Raw genomic sequence first — 13,468 nt, forward strand, 5'->3', positions numbered from 1 at the left:
ATGCTGGCCGCCGATGCAGCGGGAAGTCTGGGCATGGCGGAAGCCGAGGATCATTTCGGGCAGACCATCGGCAGCGTGCCGGACAGCGTCGCGCTGCTGCGGCGACACGCGCCGGAAGCCTTCGCCGCCTATCTGATGGCGCGGGAGGCGGCGTATCGCCCGCCGCCGGAGGGGCATCTGCCGCTGGCCAGCAAGGAACTCGTCTTCATCGTGCTGGACGTGGTCGCGGGCCATGTCGAGGGCGCGCTGGCCCATGCGGAAGCCGGGCTGCGCGCCGGGCTTACGCCGGGTCAGATCATGGAGGCACTGAGCATCGCCATCCTGGTCCATGGCCATCAATGCTGGGCGCGCGCCGGCGCTGCCGTGATGCGCCATGTCGAGCACATCACGGCCAGCGAACAGGGCTGACACGCCGGCGTTCAGGCTCGGCCGACGCGCTGGCGGAACTGCTGCATGATGGGGCCTGCCGCGGGATTGGCGCGCACGAAATCGTCGCCCATCGTCGCGGTGGCCTGACGCACCGCCTGCACCAGCGCGGCCGACGGGTCCTCCACCGTCATGCCGTTCTGCTGCAACTCGCCCATGCGCAGCGTGTGCTCGCCCTTGGAGACGTTCCAGAATTCCGGCTCCAGCCGCTTACCGAGATCGGCGATGGTGGTGCGGGTCGCGGCCGGCAGGCGGCGCCAGACATCGTTGTTCACCACCATCAGGTTCGTGGCCCAGAGGTGGTTGGTGACGTAGGCGTGCTTCAGGAATTCCCAGTAGCGCTGCGCCACCGCGGTGGTGCCGCTGGTCATCACCGCGTCGATGCGGCCGGAGGCCAGCGCCGGCACCACGTCCGGATTCGTCAGCTGCTGCGGCACCATGCCGAGGCGCGTGCACATCTCCGCCGTCACGCGGTCATAGGTCCGCATGCGGATGCCGCGGAGGTCGGCGGCCGTCGCGATGGGGCGCTTGAAGTAGAAGAGCTGCGTGGGCCAGGGGCACATGTAGAGGACGGTCTGGTTCCGCCGCTCCAGCTCCCTCTCCCAGATCGGACGCACGAGGGAGTGCATGATCTGCAACTCGTCGTAGTTGCTGATGAGGAAGGGGATGCTCTCGATGCCCAGGATCGGCAGGTCGCCGACATTCTGGAAGGCTGCGAATTCCGCCATCGGCACCACGCCATCGCCGACCGCGCGCACCGTCTCATTCGCCCGCACGCCGAGCGAGCCGCCGGCATGGACCGTCATCTGCACGGCACCATTGGTGGCGTTGCGCACTTCGGTGGCGAAGCGCTGGGCGTTGACGGTGTGGAACTCGGCAGGGCCCCAGGGGATGGAGATGTCCCAGCGCGTCGGTGCCTGCGCCTGCGCGCTTCCGGCAGCGCCGGTCGCCAGTGCCGCGCCCGCCGCAGCCTTCATCACATCGCGTCGAAGCATCCCTATCTCCCTGGCCATTGGTTGCTGGGGCGGAAGCCAAGCATGGGTCCGCGCCTGCGACAAGAAATTTGTACGGACAAATGACGCGGGCAGGGTTAGAAACTCGCCATGAACGCCCCGATCCGGCTGATGCGCGACGGCGCCATCGCCACCCTGCTGATCGACAATCCCGCGCGCCGCAACGCCATGGCGCGCGCCATGTGGGCGGCCGTGCCCGCGCTGGTTGAGCAGGCTGTGGCGGACCCCGCCATCGCGGTGCTGCGCCTGGCGGGCAGCGGGGGACATTTCTGCGGCGGTGCCGACATCTCCGAATTCCGCGATGCCTATGCGGATGCCGCCGCCATCGCGGAGAGCAACCGCGTGATCCGCGACGCGATCGAGGCCATCGCCGCCTGCCCGAAGCCGACCATCGCCACGATCCGGGGTGCCTGCGTCGGCGGGGGCGTCGCCATGGCGCTGGCCTGCGATCTGCGCCTGGCCGCCGATGATGCGCGCTTCGCCGTCACGCCGGTGCGGCTCGGCCTGACCTACAGCCACGCCGATACGCGGCGCCTGGTGCTGGCGATCGGGCCGAACCGCGCGAAGGAGATGCTGTTCAGCGCCCGCGCGGTGGATGCGCCGGAAGCGACGCGGATCGGGCTGGTGGATCGGCTATGGGATGCGGCGGGCTTCGAGGATGAAGCCGCGCGCTACCTCCATGCCATCGCCGCCACGTCCCGCCCCGCGCTGCGCGGCGTGAAGGCGATGGTGGACGCTATCGCCTCCGGCGCCGCAGCGGAAACGCCCGCGCTGGCCGCGCTGTTCGAGGCACCCTTCGCCGGCGAGGATTTCCAGGAAGGCTACCGCGCCTTCCTGGAGAAGCGCCCCGCGCGCTTCACCGCGCCCTGAGCAGCCAATCCGCCAGCGCGCAGACCGCCTGTTCCGCATAGGCGCGGCCGACGATCTGGATGGAGCAGGGCAGGTCGCCATCCGGCGCCGGCCAGGGCAGGGCGATGGCGGGCAGCCCCGCGATATTGGCGATGGCGGTGAAATCCGCCTGGTCCACCGGCGCGGGCGTGCCATGCGGGAAGGCGCGCTGCGGCGCGGTGGGCATCAGCAGCAGGTCGCATTGGTCGAGCGCCCGCAAGGCGCCGGCCCGCGCCTCCGCCAGGCGGAACAGCGCCTTCGCGATCCGCGCGCCACTCGCATCGCGGCCGTAGGCGAGGGCAGCGCGGAAGCCTGGTGTCGCGGCCTGCGGGTCATCGACCAGGGCGGGATGCAGCGCGGCGGCCTCGGCCTCGATCAGCAGCAGGCCGGCACGGCGCGTGGCGGTCAAATCCCAGCCCGGCACGGCGACCGGTGACAGCACCGCGCCGGCATCGCGCAGCCGGGCCTGCGCTTCCTCCCACGCCGTGCGTATCGCGGGTTCCATCGGCGCGGTGAGGACCGCTTGGGGCAGGCCGACGCGCAGGCCGCGCGGGGTGGACGGCTGCGCGGGCAGGGCGCGCCAGCACGGCGGCGTGGGGCGCGCATCCGGATCATCAGGATCGTCGCCGGCCATCGCTTCCAGCGCCAGGGCGGCGCCTTCGACGGTCGCGGCCAGGATGCCGACATGGTCGAGGCGCGGCGAGAGGGGCACGACGCCGCTGCGGCTGACCAGGCCCGAGGTTGGCTTCAGGCCGATGACGCCGCAATAGGCGGCTGGCAGGCGGACGGATCCCATCGTATCCGTGCCGATGGCGAGCGGCACGAAGCCCGCCGCGACGGCGGCACCCGACCCGCCGGATGAACCGCCCGGCGTGTGGCCCGCCCGCAGCGGGTTCATGCAGCGGCCGAAGCCGGGCGTGTCCGTTGTGGCGCCCAGCGCGCCTTCATGCATCGCCAGCTTGCCGAGGATGACGAGGCCCGCTTCGCGCAACCGCCGCACGACGGGCGCATCGCGGTCCGCGACGCGATCGCGGAAGGCGGCGATGCCCGCCGTGGTTTGCAGCCCGGCGACATCCACATTGTCCTTGATGCCGATGGCGATTCCGGCGAGCGGACCAGGGCTGGCGGGACGCGTGGCGAGCGCGCCGTCGCGATCCACCTGCCAGAAGCTGCCGATCGCGCCATCCTCGGCGGCGATGCGGGCCAGAAGCGCGGGAATGTCGCTCGGCATCATCGCCGGTCGTCGATCAGGCGGATCGGCTTCTGGCGGCTTTCGACCTGCGTCAACGCGGCCAGCGACCCCGGAGCCGAGAGCGCGACGGCGATCTCCACGCCGAGGCGCGTGCGCAGCGCCGCCTCCAGCCGCGCCTGCAACGCCGCATCGGCGTCGCCGCGGACCTCAAGGTGCACCACCATCGAATCGCGGCCATCGGTGCGGCCGACGCGGCAGATGAAGTCGCCCGTCGCGGCCTCGCATTGTTCGACCAGCAGCGCGCCGATGCCGGTCGGGAACAGGTTGATGCCGCGCAGCTTCACCATGTTGTCGCTGCGGCCGAGGAAACCCTTGATGCGGCGGAAGGGGATACCGAGCGGGTTGGCGCCCAGCACCTCCTCCGTCACGTCATGCGTGTTGAAGCGGATGATGGGGAAGATGTCGTCCTTGAACAGGCAGGTGCAGACCATGTCGCCCAGCGTGCCTTCCGGCACGGGCAGGCCGGTATCGGGGTCCGCGATCTCCAGCGCGTGGGCATCCTCCATCACATGCATGCCGGTGCGGTCCGGGCCTTCGCCGGCGATGAGGCCGGTATCGCCGACGCCGTACCAGTCATAGACCGCCGCACCGCCCCACGCCGCCGATAGGCTCGCCTGGCTTTCGCTGCCGAGATGGGCGCAGATCAGGCGGATGGGCAGGTCCCGGCCGGGTTCCAGCCCTTCCTCTCGCGCCACTTCCGCCAGGCGCTTGATGTAGTCGGCGAAGCCCACGATGGCGGTGGCGCCAAACTGCTTCATGACGAAGACCTGCTGGGCGGAGCGTGTCTCCACCCCCGTGCCGGCGCTGAGGAATCGCGCACCGACCCAATGCGTCACCGTCTCCCGCACATAGTGGCCGCCATTGATCATGCCGTGGCCATAGACGGAATGGACGACGTCATCGCGGTTCATGCCGGCCATCAGGTACATGCGCGCCAGCAGGCGGTTCTGCACCTCCCGGCTCTTCGGACCGAACAGCAGGGGCTGTGGGGTGCCGGTGGTGCCGCTGGTGGTCTGCATGATGATCTGCGGGCGGCGTTCCGGCGGATGCGCGTCCTGGCCGTGGAAGTCGCCGATGGGCGGATGGGCGGCGACGGAGGCCATGAGGTCCGACTTGTCATAGGCCGGCAGCTTCGGCAGGTCATCGAGGCCCTTGATGTCCCCGGGCTCGATCCCCTTGGCGCCCCAGAGGCGCTGGTAGAAGGGCACCTTCCAGGCGAAGGCGAGCAGCTTGCGGAAATCCGCGTCCTGCCGCGCGCGCAGGGCATCCCGCGACAGGGTCTTCAGCGCGCCGGGGTAGTCCGGGCCGATCGGGAAATCGCGCAGCAGGGCCGGATGGTCCATCGCCGTGACATAGTCGAAGACGGTCATGCGGGGCGGTTCCTTCACGGCAGGATGGAGTCGAGCGTTGCGGCGGAAGCGCCGCGGGGCAAGGCGAGGGTGGCTTCGATCACGCGCTCGATCGCTTCGTCGGCGACGCCGGCGCTGCGCATCAGGCGGCGCGCCTTGTCGAGGATGTCGGCGACGGGCAGCGGGTTCTCGGGATCACCGAGGGCGTCCGGGATGTCGGCGCGGCGCGCCTCGCCATCCGCCAGCGTGACGGTGACGGCGCTGCCGTAGCGCGCGGGATAGGCGGCGGTGAAGCCGGGGTCGCGCAGCACTGCCACGCGGTCGCGCAGCGCCGCCAGGCCGGGGTCGTTGAAGCAGGCGGGGGCGAAGGCTTCCAGCGGTGGCGGGCCATCCCGCAGCGTGACGGCGACAGCGTGCTGGAGGGAGAATTTGGACTGCACCACGCTGGCGGGATGGGCGCGATCGCAGAAGGCGACAGCATCGGCATAGGAAGCGACCTCGATGGCGGCGATGTCGCGTCCGGCCACCCAGTCGCGCAGCGCCAGCGCCGCATCGATGGTGGCGTGGCAGTGTCGGCAGGCGGGCCAGGGCTTGAAGCTGGTCTCATGCACCAGCCAGGGCGCGTCGGGGCCGGCCAGCACGCGATCAGGCTGCGCATCCGGCGCCATGCCCGCGAAGACACCGAGCGCGCCTTCCAGGATCTCCCGCGGGCCGGTCAGGCCGTCCTCTGCCAGCAGCGCGGCCTCCAGCCCCATCACGGCGGCGCGGGCGGTGTGGAGTTGCTTGGTCATCACCGGCTCCGCCCGGCATTGCCAGACGCCACCGGTCTGCGTGCCGGCATTGCCCAGCGCCCAGACCAGGCGTGTGTTCTCAAGGCCGAGCAGCGAGGCGGCGGCGGCCGCTGCGCCGAAGGGACCGCAACTCGCGGTCGGGTGGAACTGGCGGTAATGCGCGTGGCCCATCGCGCGGCCGATACGGATCTCGGCCTCATAGCCGCGGATGATGGCGTCGAGCAGCGTGGGGCCGTCGGCGTCGCGTTCCACCGCAAGCGCGAGGGCGGCGGGGATCACCACGGGGCCGGGATGCAGGATGGCCTCCCGGTGCACATCGTCCATTTCCAGCACATTGCCGAAGGCGCCATTGGCGAAGGCGGCGTCGCGCGCGGTATGGGACGCGCCGAGGATAACGCGCGCAGCGCCTTGTGGCTGGCGCGCGGCCTGGCGGCGGAAGACGGCGCCCGTCTCGCTGGCGGCACCCGCCACGGCGCAGCCGATCCAGTCCAGCAGATGCAGCGCGGCCCTGTCGCGATCCGCATCGCTGATGGGTCGGCGGAGCAGCGCGGCGATACCCTCGGTCAAGGTGCCCAAGGCGACGATCCCGTTTGCCAGCGAAGTTGTCCGGACATATCAACGGAAGCATGCCGAGGACGCAAGCCGCCATGCCCATGATCTCACCCGCCGCCTTCGCGGCTTCGCTGCGGCCGGGGCTGCGCATCTTCGTCGCGGGTTGCGCCGGCGAACCTACCGCAGTGCTGGATGCGCTGGCGGCGAGGCCGGAGGCGCTGGCCGGCAGCACGCTGCTCGGCATGCCCATCGCCAGCATCAATCGCCGGGACTGGTCGGCGCTGGCGCCGCTGGAATCCGCCTTCATGACGGCGGAACTGCGCGCCGGCCTGGCGTCGGGCCGCGTGCGCTTCCGGCCGCTGCACTACAGCGACGCCTTTGCCTGGCTGCGCGGCCCCGCGCGCGCCGACATGGCGCTGTTCCGCTGCGCGGCGCCGCGGGATGGCAGCGTGTCCCTGGCGCTGACGCATGACTTCGTGCCCGCGCTGGTCGAAGCGGGGGCGGCCCTGGTCGCGGTGGTGGACCCGTCCCTGCCCGACGTGCCGGATGGCGTGCGCATCCCGCTGGACCGCCTGTATGCGCTGGTCGATGGACCTTCCGCCACGCCGCTGCTGCCGGTGGATGAGCCCGGGCAGGCGATGACCGCGCTGGGCCGTCATGTCGCCGGGCTGGTCCGGGATGGCGATACGGTGCAGACCGGCATCGGCACGGCCGTCGCGGCCGTGGTGCAGGCGCTGGATGGGCATCGGCGCCTGCGCTTCCATGGCGGCATGATCGGGGATCCGGTACTCGGCCTGCTTGATGCGGGCGTGCTGGACTCCGTGACAACCGGCGTCGCGATCGGCAGCGCGGCGCTGCATGACCGGGTGGCGCGCGAGACACGGATCGCCTTCCGTTCCGTCGGCATCACGCATGATGCCGCGCGCATCGCCGCGCTGCCCCCCATGGTCGCGATCAACACGGCGGTGGAGGTGGACCTGTTCGGCCAAGTGAATTCGGAGATGATCGAGGGGCGCCAGGTCTCCGCCCAGGGTGGCGTCGCCGATTTTGTCCGCGGCGCGCGTCGCGCTTCGGGCGGGCGCGCCGTGATTGCCCTGCTATCGAGCGGCAAGGGCGGCAGCATCAGCCGCATCGTCCCGCACCTGGCGCCGGGCACGCCGGTTTCCATCACCCGCGGGGATGCCGACATCGTCGTCACCGAACATGGCGTGGCGCATCTGCGGGATGCCGACCTGGACCAGCGGGCGGAACGGCTGATCGCCATCGCCGCGCCCCGGCACCGGGACGCGCTGGCCGATGGCTGGGCGCGGCTGCGCGCGGCGTTCTGATCAGCGGCCTAGGCGCTGGCGTGCCTCGCTCACCACCGCTTCCGTGTGTTCGCCGAGTGCAGGCAGCGTCGGATCGAGCGTGCCGGGTTCGTCATGGAACTTGATGGGCAGGCCGATATGGAGGTTGCCGTCCTCGTCCCGCACCAGCATCTGCCGAGCGGCGGCGTGGGGGCGGTGGAAGGCCTCATGCAGGTCCAGCAGCGGGGCGAAGCAGACGTCGCGGCCCTCGAACCATGCTTCCCATTCGTCGCGCGTGCGCGTCCGGAAGGTCTCCCGCAGGAAGGCCTTGGCGGGTTCATGGGCCGGGCCGGGCGGGCCGCTGGCGCCGGCGACCAGATCGTCCCGGTCGAGCGCGCGGAGCAGGTTCTCGACGAATTTGTGCTCGCTGCCGCCGAGCACGACGTGCTTGCCATCCTTCGTCGCGTAGATGTTGTAGAAGGCGCCACCGCCCCATTGCCGCACCTGCTTCACATCCGGCGCGCGATCCGCGCCCAGCACGGCGCCGGTGGCGTTGGGCAGCCAGGACAGAGTCGCGTCATACATCGCCATGTCGATGACATCGCCGCGGCCCGTCCTCTCCCGCCGCAGCAGCGCCATCAGCACGGCGGAGAGCGCAAGGAGGGAGGCGGTGGCATCGGCGACGGGCACGTTGGGGTGCGTCGGCTGCCCATCCTGGCCGAGATTGGTGGAGAGCGTGCCCGCCAGCGCCTCCACCGCCAGATCATGCGCGGGCTTGTCGCGCAGCGGGCCGTCCTGCCCGAAGGCGGAGATGGAGCAATAGACCAGGCGCGGGTTCAGCGCCGTCATCGCCGCGGGACCGAAGCCGAGGCGATCCGCGACACCGGGGCGGAAGGCCTCCACGAAGACGTCCACGGTGCGGACGATGTCATGCAGTACGGCCAGCTGGTCCGGCTTCTTGAGGTCCAGCACGATGGATTTCTTGCCGCGATGCGTGTTGCGGAACCACACGCTCTGCCCGCCGGCGCGTTCGCCGATGTTGCGCACCGGTTCGCCGGAGGGCGGTTCGAGCTTGATGACCTCCGCCCCATGGTCCGCCATGACCGTCGTCATGTAGGGGCCCGGCAGGAACAGGGAGAGGTCGAGGACGCGAATGCCGTCGAGCTTCATCAGACCGCCCCCAGGGCACGCAATTGCGCGACTTCTTCCGATGTGTAGCCGGCTTCCGCCAGCACCGCTTCGCTATCCGCGCCATAGCCGGGGCCGGCGCGACCGGGCAGGCGCTTTCCATCCAGGCGGATGGCATTCGCCACCACCTTGAGGTCCGGCCGCGCGGGATGCGGCAGGTCCAGGATGCCGCCGCGTTCGCGGAAATAGGGATTGTCCAGCGCCTGGCCGAGGCCGAGCACGGGGGCGATCGGCACCTGGCCCGCCAGCGCGGCGACCCATTCGGCCGATGTCTTCGCGCGCATCACGGGATCGAGCGCTGCCATCAGTGCGTCCCGGTTCGCCAGGCGTTCGTCGAATCCCTTGAAGCGCGGATCGGCGGGCAGGGTCGGCACGCCGGCGATCGCGCAGAACTTCTTCCAGAAACCGGGCTTGATGCACATGGCGAAGACATGGCCATCGGCGGTCGGGAACATCTCGCACGGCACGATGAAGGGGTGGCCGCCGCGCGGACGGCGCGGCACTTCGAAGCCGTCATTCAGGTACCAGGTCGCGACATAGGTCAGCGTCTGCATCGCGACATCGTAGAGAGAGACGTCAAGATCGCAGCCGCGGCCGGTGGCGCGCGCACCCGTCACGCCGGCCAGCAGGCCCATCGCGGCCGTCAGGCCGGACATGAAATCCACGACGGAAAGCCCGGCGCGGGCGGGGTTGGTATTGGGCTCCCCGGTCAGGGCGCAGAAGCCGGCCTCCGCCTGCGCCAGGTAGTCATAGGCTGGCCAGGATGCGCGTTCGCCATCGCGGCCGTAGCCGGAGAGGTGGACGCAGACGATGGACGGCTTCACGGCGGATAGCGCGGCGTAGTCGAGGCCGAGCCGCGCCGGCAGATCGCCGCGGAGGTTGTTCAGCACCGCATCGGCATCCCGCACCAGGCGATGCAGCGCATCGCGCGCACCCGGCTTGCGGACGTCGAGAGTCAGGCTTCGCTTGTTGCGGTTGAACGACTGGAAGTACTGGCTGTCATTCTCGCCGAGCGTGAAGCCGCCGGTGTGGCGCGCGATGTCACCCGGCGGATCACCGCCATCGCCCGGCGGCGGCTCCACCTTGATGACCTCGGCGCCGAGGTCGGCCAGGTTCATGGTCGCGAAGGGGCCGGCGCCGAACTGCTCGAAGCTGATGATCCTCAGCCCCTTCAGGGGCAGCATCACGCGGGGAACCGCTCGATCAGCTGCTTGGCGATGATCATGCGCTGGATCTCGTTCGTGCCTTCGCCGATACACATCAGCGGCGCGTCGCGGTAGTAGCGCTCCACATGGTATTCCTTGGAATAGCCGTAGCCGCCATGGATGCGCATGGCCTCCAGGCTGTTCTCCACCGCGGCCTCGCTGGCGTAGAACTTCGCCATGCCGGCTTCCATGTCGCAGCGCTCACCGGCGTCATAGGCGCGGGCGGCATCGTAGGTGAGGAGGCGGGCGGCCTGCACGCGCGTCGCCATCTCGCCGAGCTTCAGCTGGATCGCCTGGTGCTGGCAGATCGGCTTGCCCATGGTCTTGCGGATCTGGCTGTATTTCACGCTGTCCTTCAGCGCGGCGGAAGCGAGGCCCACGCCGCGCGCGGCGACATTGATGCGGCCAAGTTCCAGCCCGCCCAGCGCCGTCTGCAAGCCGCGGCCTTCATCGCCACCGATCAGGTAGTCGGCGGGGATGCGGTAATCGTCGAAGACGAGTTCCGCGCTGTCGATGCCCTTGTAGCCCAGCTTCTCCAGCTTCTTGGAGACGGTGAAGCCCGCGCCCTTCGGCGCGAGGAACATCGACATGCCCTTGTGGCGGGGCTGCATCTCCGGATCGGTCTTCACCAGCAGCGCGAAGCAGCTGCCCTGGATGCCGTTGCTGATCCAGGTCTTGGTGCCGTTGATGACGTAGTGGTCGCCGTCACGGCGCGCGCGGGTGCGGATGGCCTGCAGGTCCGTGCCGCAATCCGGCTCCGTCAGCGCAAGCCCGCCGCGGATCTCGCCCGAGGCGAATTTCGGCAGCCATTCGGCCTTCTGCGCTTCCGTCCCCATCCGGCTGACGCAGGCCGCCATGATGAGGTGGCTGTTGAAGATGCCGGACAGCGACATCCAGACTTCGGCGATACGCTCGACGATCTTCGCATAGGTGGTGGCGGAGAGGCCGAGCCCGCCATATTCCGGCGCGATGGTCGCGCCGAACAGGCCGAGCTCCTTCATCTGCTCGACCATCTCATGCGGGTATTCATCCGCATGTTCCAGCCTCAGAACATGCGGCCGCACGTCGCGGTTCAGCCATTTGTCGATGGCGTCGAGCAGCGCGGCCTCTTCCTCGATGGCCTGCGAGCGGGCGACATGCGTGTCCATGGCTGGTGCTCCCGTAAAATTTGTCCGGACAAATACGCTCCCGGCGCTCCTGCGTCAATCATTTCCGCCTGTGGTGGCGGAAAGCACCGCGACATCGGCCAGTGTCTCGATCCCCGCCACCAGGTCACGGATGCTGGTGGCGCGCGCCGTCGGTACCGGCGGCACGGCATGGCCGCAGCAGCGGAAGAATTTCTCTTCGTTCTCCTCGGCGCTCAGCGGCACGGCGGGATGGCCGTAGGTATGGGGCAGGCGCTTCACATGGCGCGTGCCGGAGGCGAGGGTGACGATGATCTCCTGCGGGTCCAGCGCGTTCTCGTTCGTGTTGCCATCCGGTTCGATCCGGACGCGGGATGCGAAGGCGTGGACGCGCGGATCGCGCAGCGCCTCACCGCGGAAATCCGGCACGTCGCAGCGCCCCTTGGCCAGGAAGACGCCGGCGACGAAGGGCAGGCACAGCTTCGCATAGTTCGAGGCTGGATCGGGGATGTCGGGTCGTCCCACGAGGCGTCGCACCAGTGGCGGTACGCGACAGGTGATCTCCGCGACATCATCCGGCGCGAAGCCTTCGTCCCGCATCAGGTCGCGCAGCGCGTGCACGACACCATGGGTGAGGCGGCCGGAGGGGAAGGGCTTGTGGGACAGCTTCTCGATCTGCCACTCGCGCCCCAGCGCCTTCTCCACGCGATCGGGATGCACGTTCTCCTCGATCAGCGTGAAGTAGCCGTAGCGGCCGGTGAAGACGTCGAGTGGCCCGCCCATGCCGGCGGCCGCCAGGTCGCAGGCCTCGATCGCGCCGCGGGCGTTGAAGCCAATCTGCAGGCCGAGCAGCGGCGAGCCTTCTAGATGCGGCTGCAGCGTGCCGCTGGTCTGGCCGTACATGTGGCCGAAGGCGCTGCGCGTCGTCGCCTCGTCGAAGCGAGCCAGGTTGGCGATGGCGGCGACGGCGCCGAAGCCGCCGGCGGTGGCGGGGCGGAAGAAGCGCAGCGCGGAATCGGTCGCGACGCCGAGCAGCCCCGCGATATCCACGCCGACGGCCATGGCCGCCAGGAAACGGTCGCCGGAAACCGGCCGGCCTTTCGCGGATTCCCGTTCGCACCACGCGAACAAGGCGGAGAGCAGCGTCGCCATGGGGTGCACGACGGCGCCTTCATGCACGCAGTCGAATTCGAGGCAGTGGATGAGGTAGGCATTGACGATGGCTGCGGAGCCGGCCGACATCCGCTGGCCCGTCAGCCAGGCCGTCGCCTCATCGCCCGTGCCCCAGCGCTCCGCTAGTTCCTGAACCGTGTGCACATTGGCGCCGCTGCTGCCGGCGATACCGACGCCGAGCGTGTCCAGCAGGAAGGTCTTGCCCGCGCGGATCGCGCCCGGCGAGAGATCGGCGTGCCGCACCCGCACCGCATGGGCGGCGAAGGCGGCGGCGATGTCGTATGGCGTGCTCATCGTGCAGCGGGCTCCGCGGGCGGGGGGGTGGTGGTGGCGAAGGCGCGGGCGATCTCGGCGCGCGTCGCCATCCAGACGCCAGGCTTGCTGTTGGCGTGCTGGAGAAACTTGCCGAAGGCGCCGATGCGCCCGGGGCGGCCGATGATGCGCAGATGCACGCCGAGCGACATCATCCGCGTGGCGCTGGCGCCTTCGTCGTAGAGCACGTCGAAGGTTTCCACCGCGTAGTCCAGCCATTGCTGCGGCGTGTAGCCCGGCGCGAGCCAGAACTTCATGTCGTTGCTGTCGAGCGCGTAGGGCATGATGACGATGGCGCGCGGGCCGTCCTTCGTCTCCACCACATCCCAGCGCGGCTCGTCGTCGGAGAAATCGTCCATGTGGTAGAGGAAGCCTTCCTCCGCCAGCGTGGTGCGCAGCCGAGGCGAATGCAGGTATCGGGACAGCCAGCCCACCGGCCGGTGTCCTGCGGTGGCCTGGATGGAACTCACGGCCTTGCGCACGAAATCGCGTTCCCGCGCCTCGTCGTAGGAGAATTGGTGGACCCAGCGCCAGCCATGGCTGCAGGCCTCATGCCCGCCTTCCGCGATGGCCCGGCCGATTTCCGGCGCCCGTTCCAGCGCCATGGCGGCGGCGGTGAAGGTGGCTTTCACCTTGTGCTTTGCGAGCTGCGCCGCGACGCGCGGCCAGCCCGCGCGGATGCCGTAGAGGTAGTTGGATTCGTTCGCAAAATTTCGGATCGGCACCTTCAGATGCACGCCCAGTTCATCGACGGGTTCCGGCCCCTTGTCGCCATCGCGCACCGACATCTCGGCGCCTTCCTCGACATTCACGACGATCGAGAGGGCGAGGCGGGAATCCTGCGGCCAGGGAGAGGTGGGCATCCGGGCTACCTGCTGTTGTCCGGACAAATCCTAGACCCGGCTTGCG

General features: G+C 69.7%; 12 protein-coding genes. 3 read left to right on the forward strand and 9 right to left on the reverse strand.

What is annotated here, in order from left to right:
* Nucleotides 1-33 precede the first annotated feature (33 nt).
* Entirely contained in the window at nt 34-408 is a 375-nt protein-coding gene (locus ACTIE5_RS13225; protein ID WP_439550168.1) for a carboxymuconolactone decarboxylase family protein, read from the forward strand.
* A gap of 11 nt (nt 409-419) precedes the next feature.
* On the opposite strand, the gene ACTIE5_RS13230 is transcribed toward ACTIE5_RS13225, so the two are convergent.
* Nucleotides 420-1,421: a TRAP transporter substrate-binding protein gene (locus tag ACTIE5_RS13230; RefSeq protein ID WP_439550169.1), complete on the reverse strand. Its 1,002-nt coding sequence runs from the start codon at nt 1,419-1,421 to the stop codon at nt 420-422.
* Nucleotides 1,422-1,529: 108 nt separating this feature from the next.
* Here ACTIE5_RS13230 and ACTIE5_RS13235 point away from each other — a divergent pair, with 108 nt between their 5' ends.
* Nucleotides 1,530-2,309: an enoyl-CoA hydratase/isomerase family protein gene (locus ACTIE5_RS13235; protein WP_439550170.1), complete on the forward strand. Its 780-nt coding sequence runs from the start codon at nt 1,530-1,532 to the stop codon at nt 2,307-2,309.
* On the opposite strand, the gene ACTIE5_RS13240 is transcribed toward ACTIE5_RS13235, so the two are convergent.
* Genes ACTIE5_RS13240 through ACTIE5_RS13250 form a run of 3 tightly spaced genes read right to left on the reverse strand, consistent with a single transcriptional unit; the run spans nt 2,296 to nt 6,295 of the window.
* Nucleotides 2,296-3,561 (reverse strand): amidase, encoded by a 1,266-nt coding sequence (locus tag ACTIE5_RS13240; protein ID WP_439550171.1) that lies wholly within the window; start codon nt 3,559-3,561, stop codon nt 2,296-2,298. The two genes, ACTIE5_RS13235 and ACTIE5_RS13240, sit on opposite strands and share 14 nt — an antisense overlap.
* Nucleotides 3,558-4,949, reverse strand: a complete 1,392-nt coding sequence (locus ACTIE5_RS13245) for a phenylacetate--CoA ligase family protein (RefSeq protein ID WP_439550172.1) — start codon at nt 4,947-4,949, stop codon at nt 3,558-3,560. Before ACTIE5_RS13245 ends, ACTIE5_RS13240 begins: the two co-directional genes overlap by 4 nt.
* 14 nt (nt 4,950-4,963) lie before the next feature.
* Complete coding sequence (locus tag ACTIE5_RS13250; RefSeq protein ID WP_439550173.1) at nt 4,964-6,295, reverse strand: MmgE/PrpD family protein; 1,332 nt, start codon at nt 6,293-6,295, stop codon at nt 4,964-4,966.
* 71 nt (nt 6,296-6,366) lie between these two features.
* On the opposite strand from ACTIE5_RS13250, the gene ACTIE5_RS13255 reads away from it, so the two are divergent.
* Entirely contained in the window at nt 6,367-7,599 is a 1,233-nt protein-coding gene (locus ACTIE5_RS13255) for an acetyl-CoA hydrolase/transferase family protein (RefSeq protein ID WP_439550174.1), read from the forward strand.
* On the opposite strand, the gene ACTIE5_RS13260 is transcribed toward ACTIE5_RS13255, so the two are convergent.
* The 5 genes from ACTIE5_RS13260 to ACTIE5_RS13280 are packed head-to-tail and all read right to left on the reverse strand — an operon-like array spanning nt 7,600 to nt 13,422.
* Complete coding sequence (locus ACTIE5_RS13260) at nt 7,600-8,727, reverse strand: CaiB/BaiF CoA transferase family protein (RefSeq protein ID WP_439550175.1); 1,128 nt, start codon at nt 8,725-8,727, stop codon at nt 7,600-7,602. It lies immediately after the preceding gene.
* Nucleotides 8,727-9,929, reverse strand: a complete 1,203-nt coding sequence (locus ACTIE5_RS13265; protein WP_439550176.1) for a CaiB/BaiF CoA transferase family protein — start codon at nt 9,927-9,929, stop codon at nt 8,727-8,729. The genes ACTIE5_RS13260 and ACTIE5_RS13265 overlap by 1 nt, the downstream gene beginning before the upstream one ends.
* Nucleotides 9,929-11,098, reverse strand: coding sequence for an acyl-CoA dehydrogenase family protein (locus ACTIE5_RS13270; protein ID WP_439550177.1), 1,170 nt, complete (start codon nt 11,096-11,098; stop codon nt 9,929-9,931). The genes ACTIE5_RS13265 and ACTIE5_RS13270 overlap by 1 nt, the downstream gene beginning before the upstream one ends.
* A 54-nt stretch (nt 11,099-11,152) precedes the next feature.
* The gene (locus ACTIE5_RS13275) at nt 11,153-12,541 is read right to left on the reverse strand and encodes an MmgE/PrpD family protein (protein ID WP_439550178.1); all 1,389 of its coding nucleotides are present in this window, start codon (nt 12,539-12,541) and stop codon (nt 11,153-11,155) included.
* Nucleotides 12,538-13,422 carry a polysaccharide deacetylase family protein gene (locus tag ACTIE5_RS13280; RefSeq protein ID WP_439550179.1) on the reverse strand — a complete coding sequence of 295 codons (885 nt, stop codon included), beginning with the start codon at nt 13,420-13,422 and terminating at the stop codon, nt 12,538-12,540. The genes ACTIE5_RS13275 and ACTIE5_RS13280 overlap by 4 nt, the downstream gene beginning before the upstream one ends.
* Nucleotides 13,423-13,468 lie beyond the last annotated feature (46 nt).

It is taken from the genome of Falsiroseomonas sp. (genome assembly GCF_051859025.1).
Lineage (GTDB): Bacteria > Pseudomonadota > Alphaproteobacteria > Acetobacterales > Acetobacteraceae > Falsiroseomonas.

Excerpts from the sequence above, each read along its gene's own strand:
- ACTIE5_RS13240 (WP_439550171.1), bottom strand. The coding sequence starts at position 3,561 with ATGATGCCGAGCGACATTCCCGCGCTTCTGGCCCGCATCGCCGCCGAG.
- ACTIE5_RS13255 (WP_439550174.1), top strand. The coding sequence starts at position 6,367 with ATGCCCATGATCTCACCCGCCGCCTTCGCGGCTTCGCTGCGGCCGGGG.
- ACTIE5_RS13280 (WP_439550179.1), bottom strand. The coding sequence starts at position 13,422 with ATGCCCACCTCTCCCTGGCCGCAGGATTCCCGCCTCGCCCTCTCGATC.
- ACTIE5_RS13245 (WP_439550172.1), bottom strand. The coding sequence starts at position 4,949 with ATGACCGTCTTCGACTATGTCACGGCGATGGACCATCCGGCCCTGCTG.
- ACTIE5_RS13275 (WP_439550178.1), bottom strand. The coding sequence starts at position 12,541 with ATGAGCACGCCATACGACATCGCCGCCGCCTTCGCCGCCCATGCGGTG.
- ACTIE5_RS13265 (WP_439550176.1), bottom strand. The coding sequence starts at position 9,929 with ATGCTGCCCCTGAAGGGGCTGAGGATCATCAGCTTCGAGCAGTTCGGC.
- ACTIE5_RS13270 (WP_439550177.1), bottom strand. The coding sequence starts at position 11,098 with ATGGACACGCATGTCGCCCGCTCGCAGGCCATCGAGGAAGAGGCCGCG.
- ACTIE5_RS13230 (WP_439550169.1), bottom strand. The coding sequence starts at position 1,421 with ATGCTTCGACGCGATGTGATGAAGGCTGCGGCGGGCGCGGCACTGGCG.
- ACTIE5_RS13235 (WP_439550170.1), top strand. The coding sequence starts at position 1,530 with ATGAACGCCCCGATCCGGCTGATGCGCGACGGCGCCATCGCCACCCTG.
- ACTIE5_RS13225 (WP_439550168.1), top strand. The coding sequence starts at position 34 with ATGGCGGAAGCCGAGGATCATTTCGGGCAGACCATCGGCAGCGTGCCG.
- ACTIE5_RS13260 (WP_439550175.1), bottom strand. The coding sequence starts at position 8,727 with ATGAAGCTCGACGGCATTCGCGTCCTCGACCTCTCCCTGTTCCTGCCG.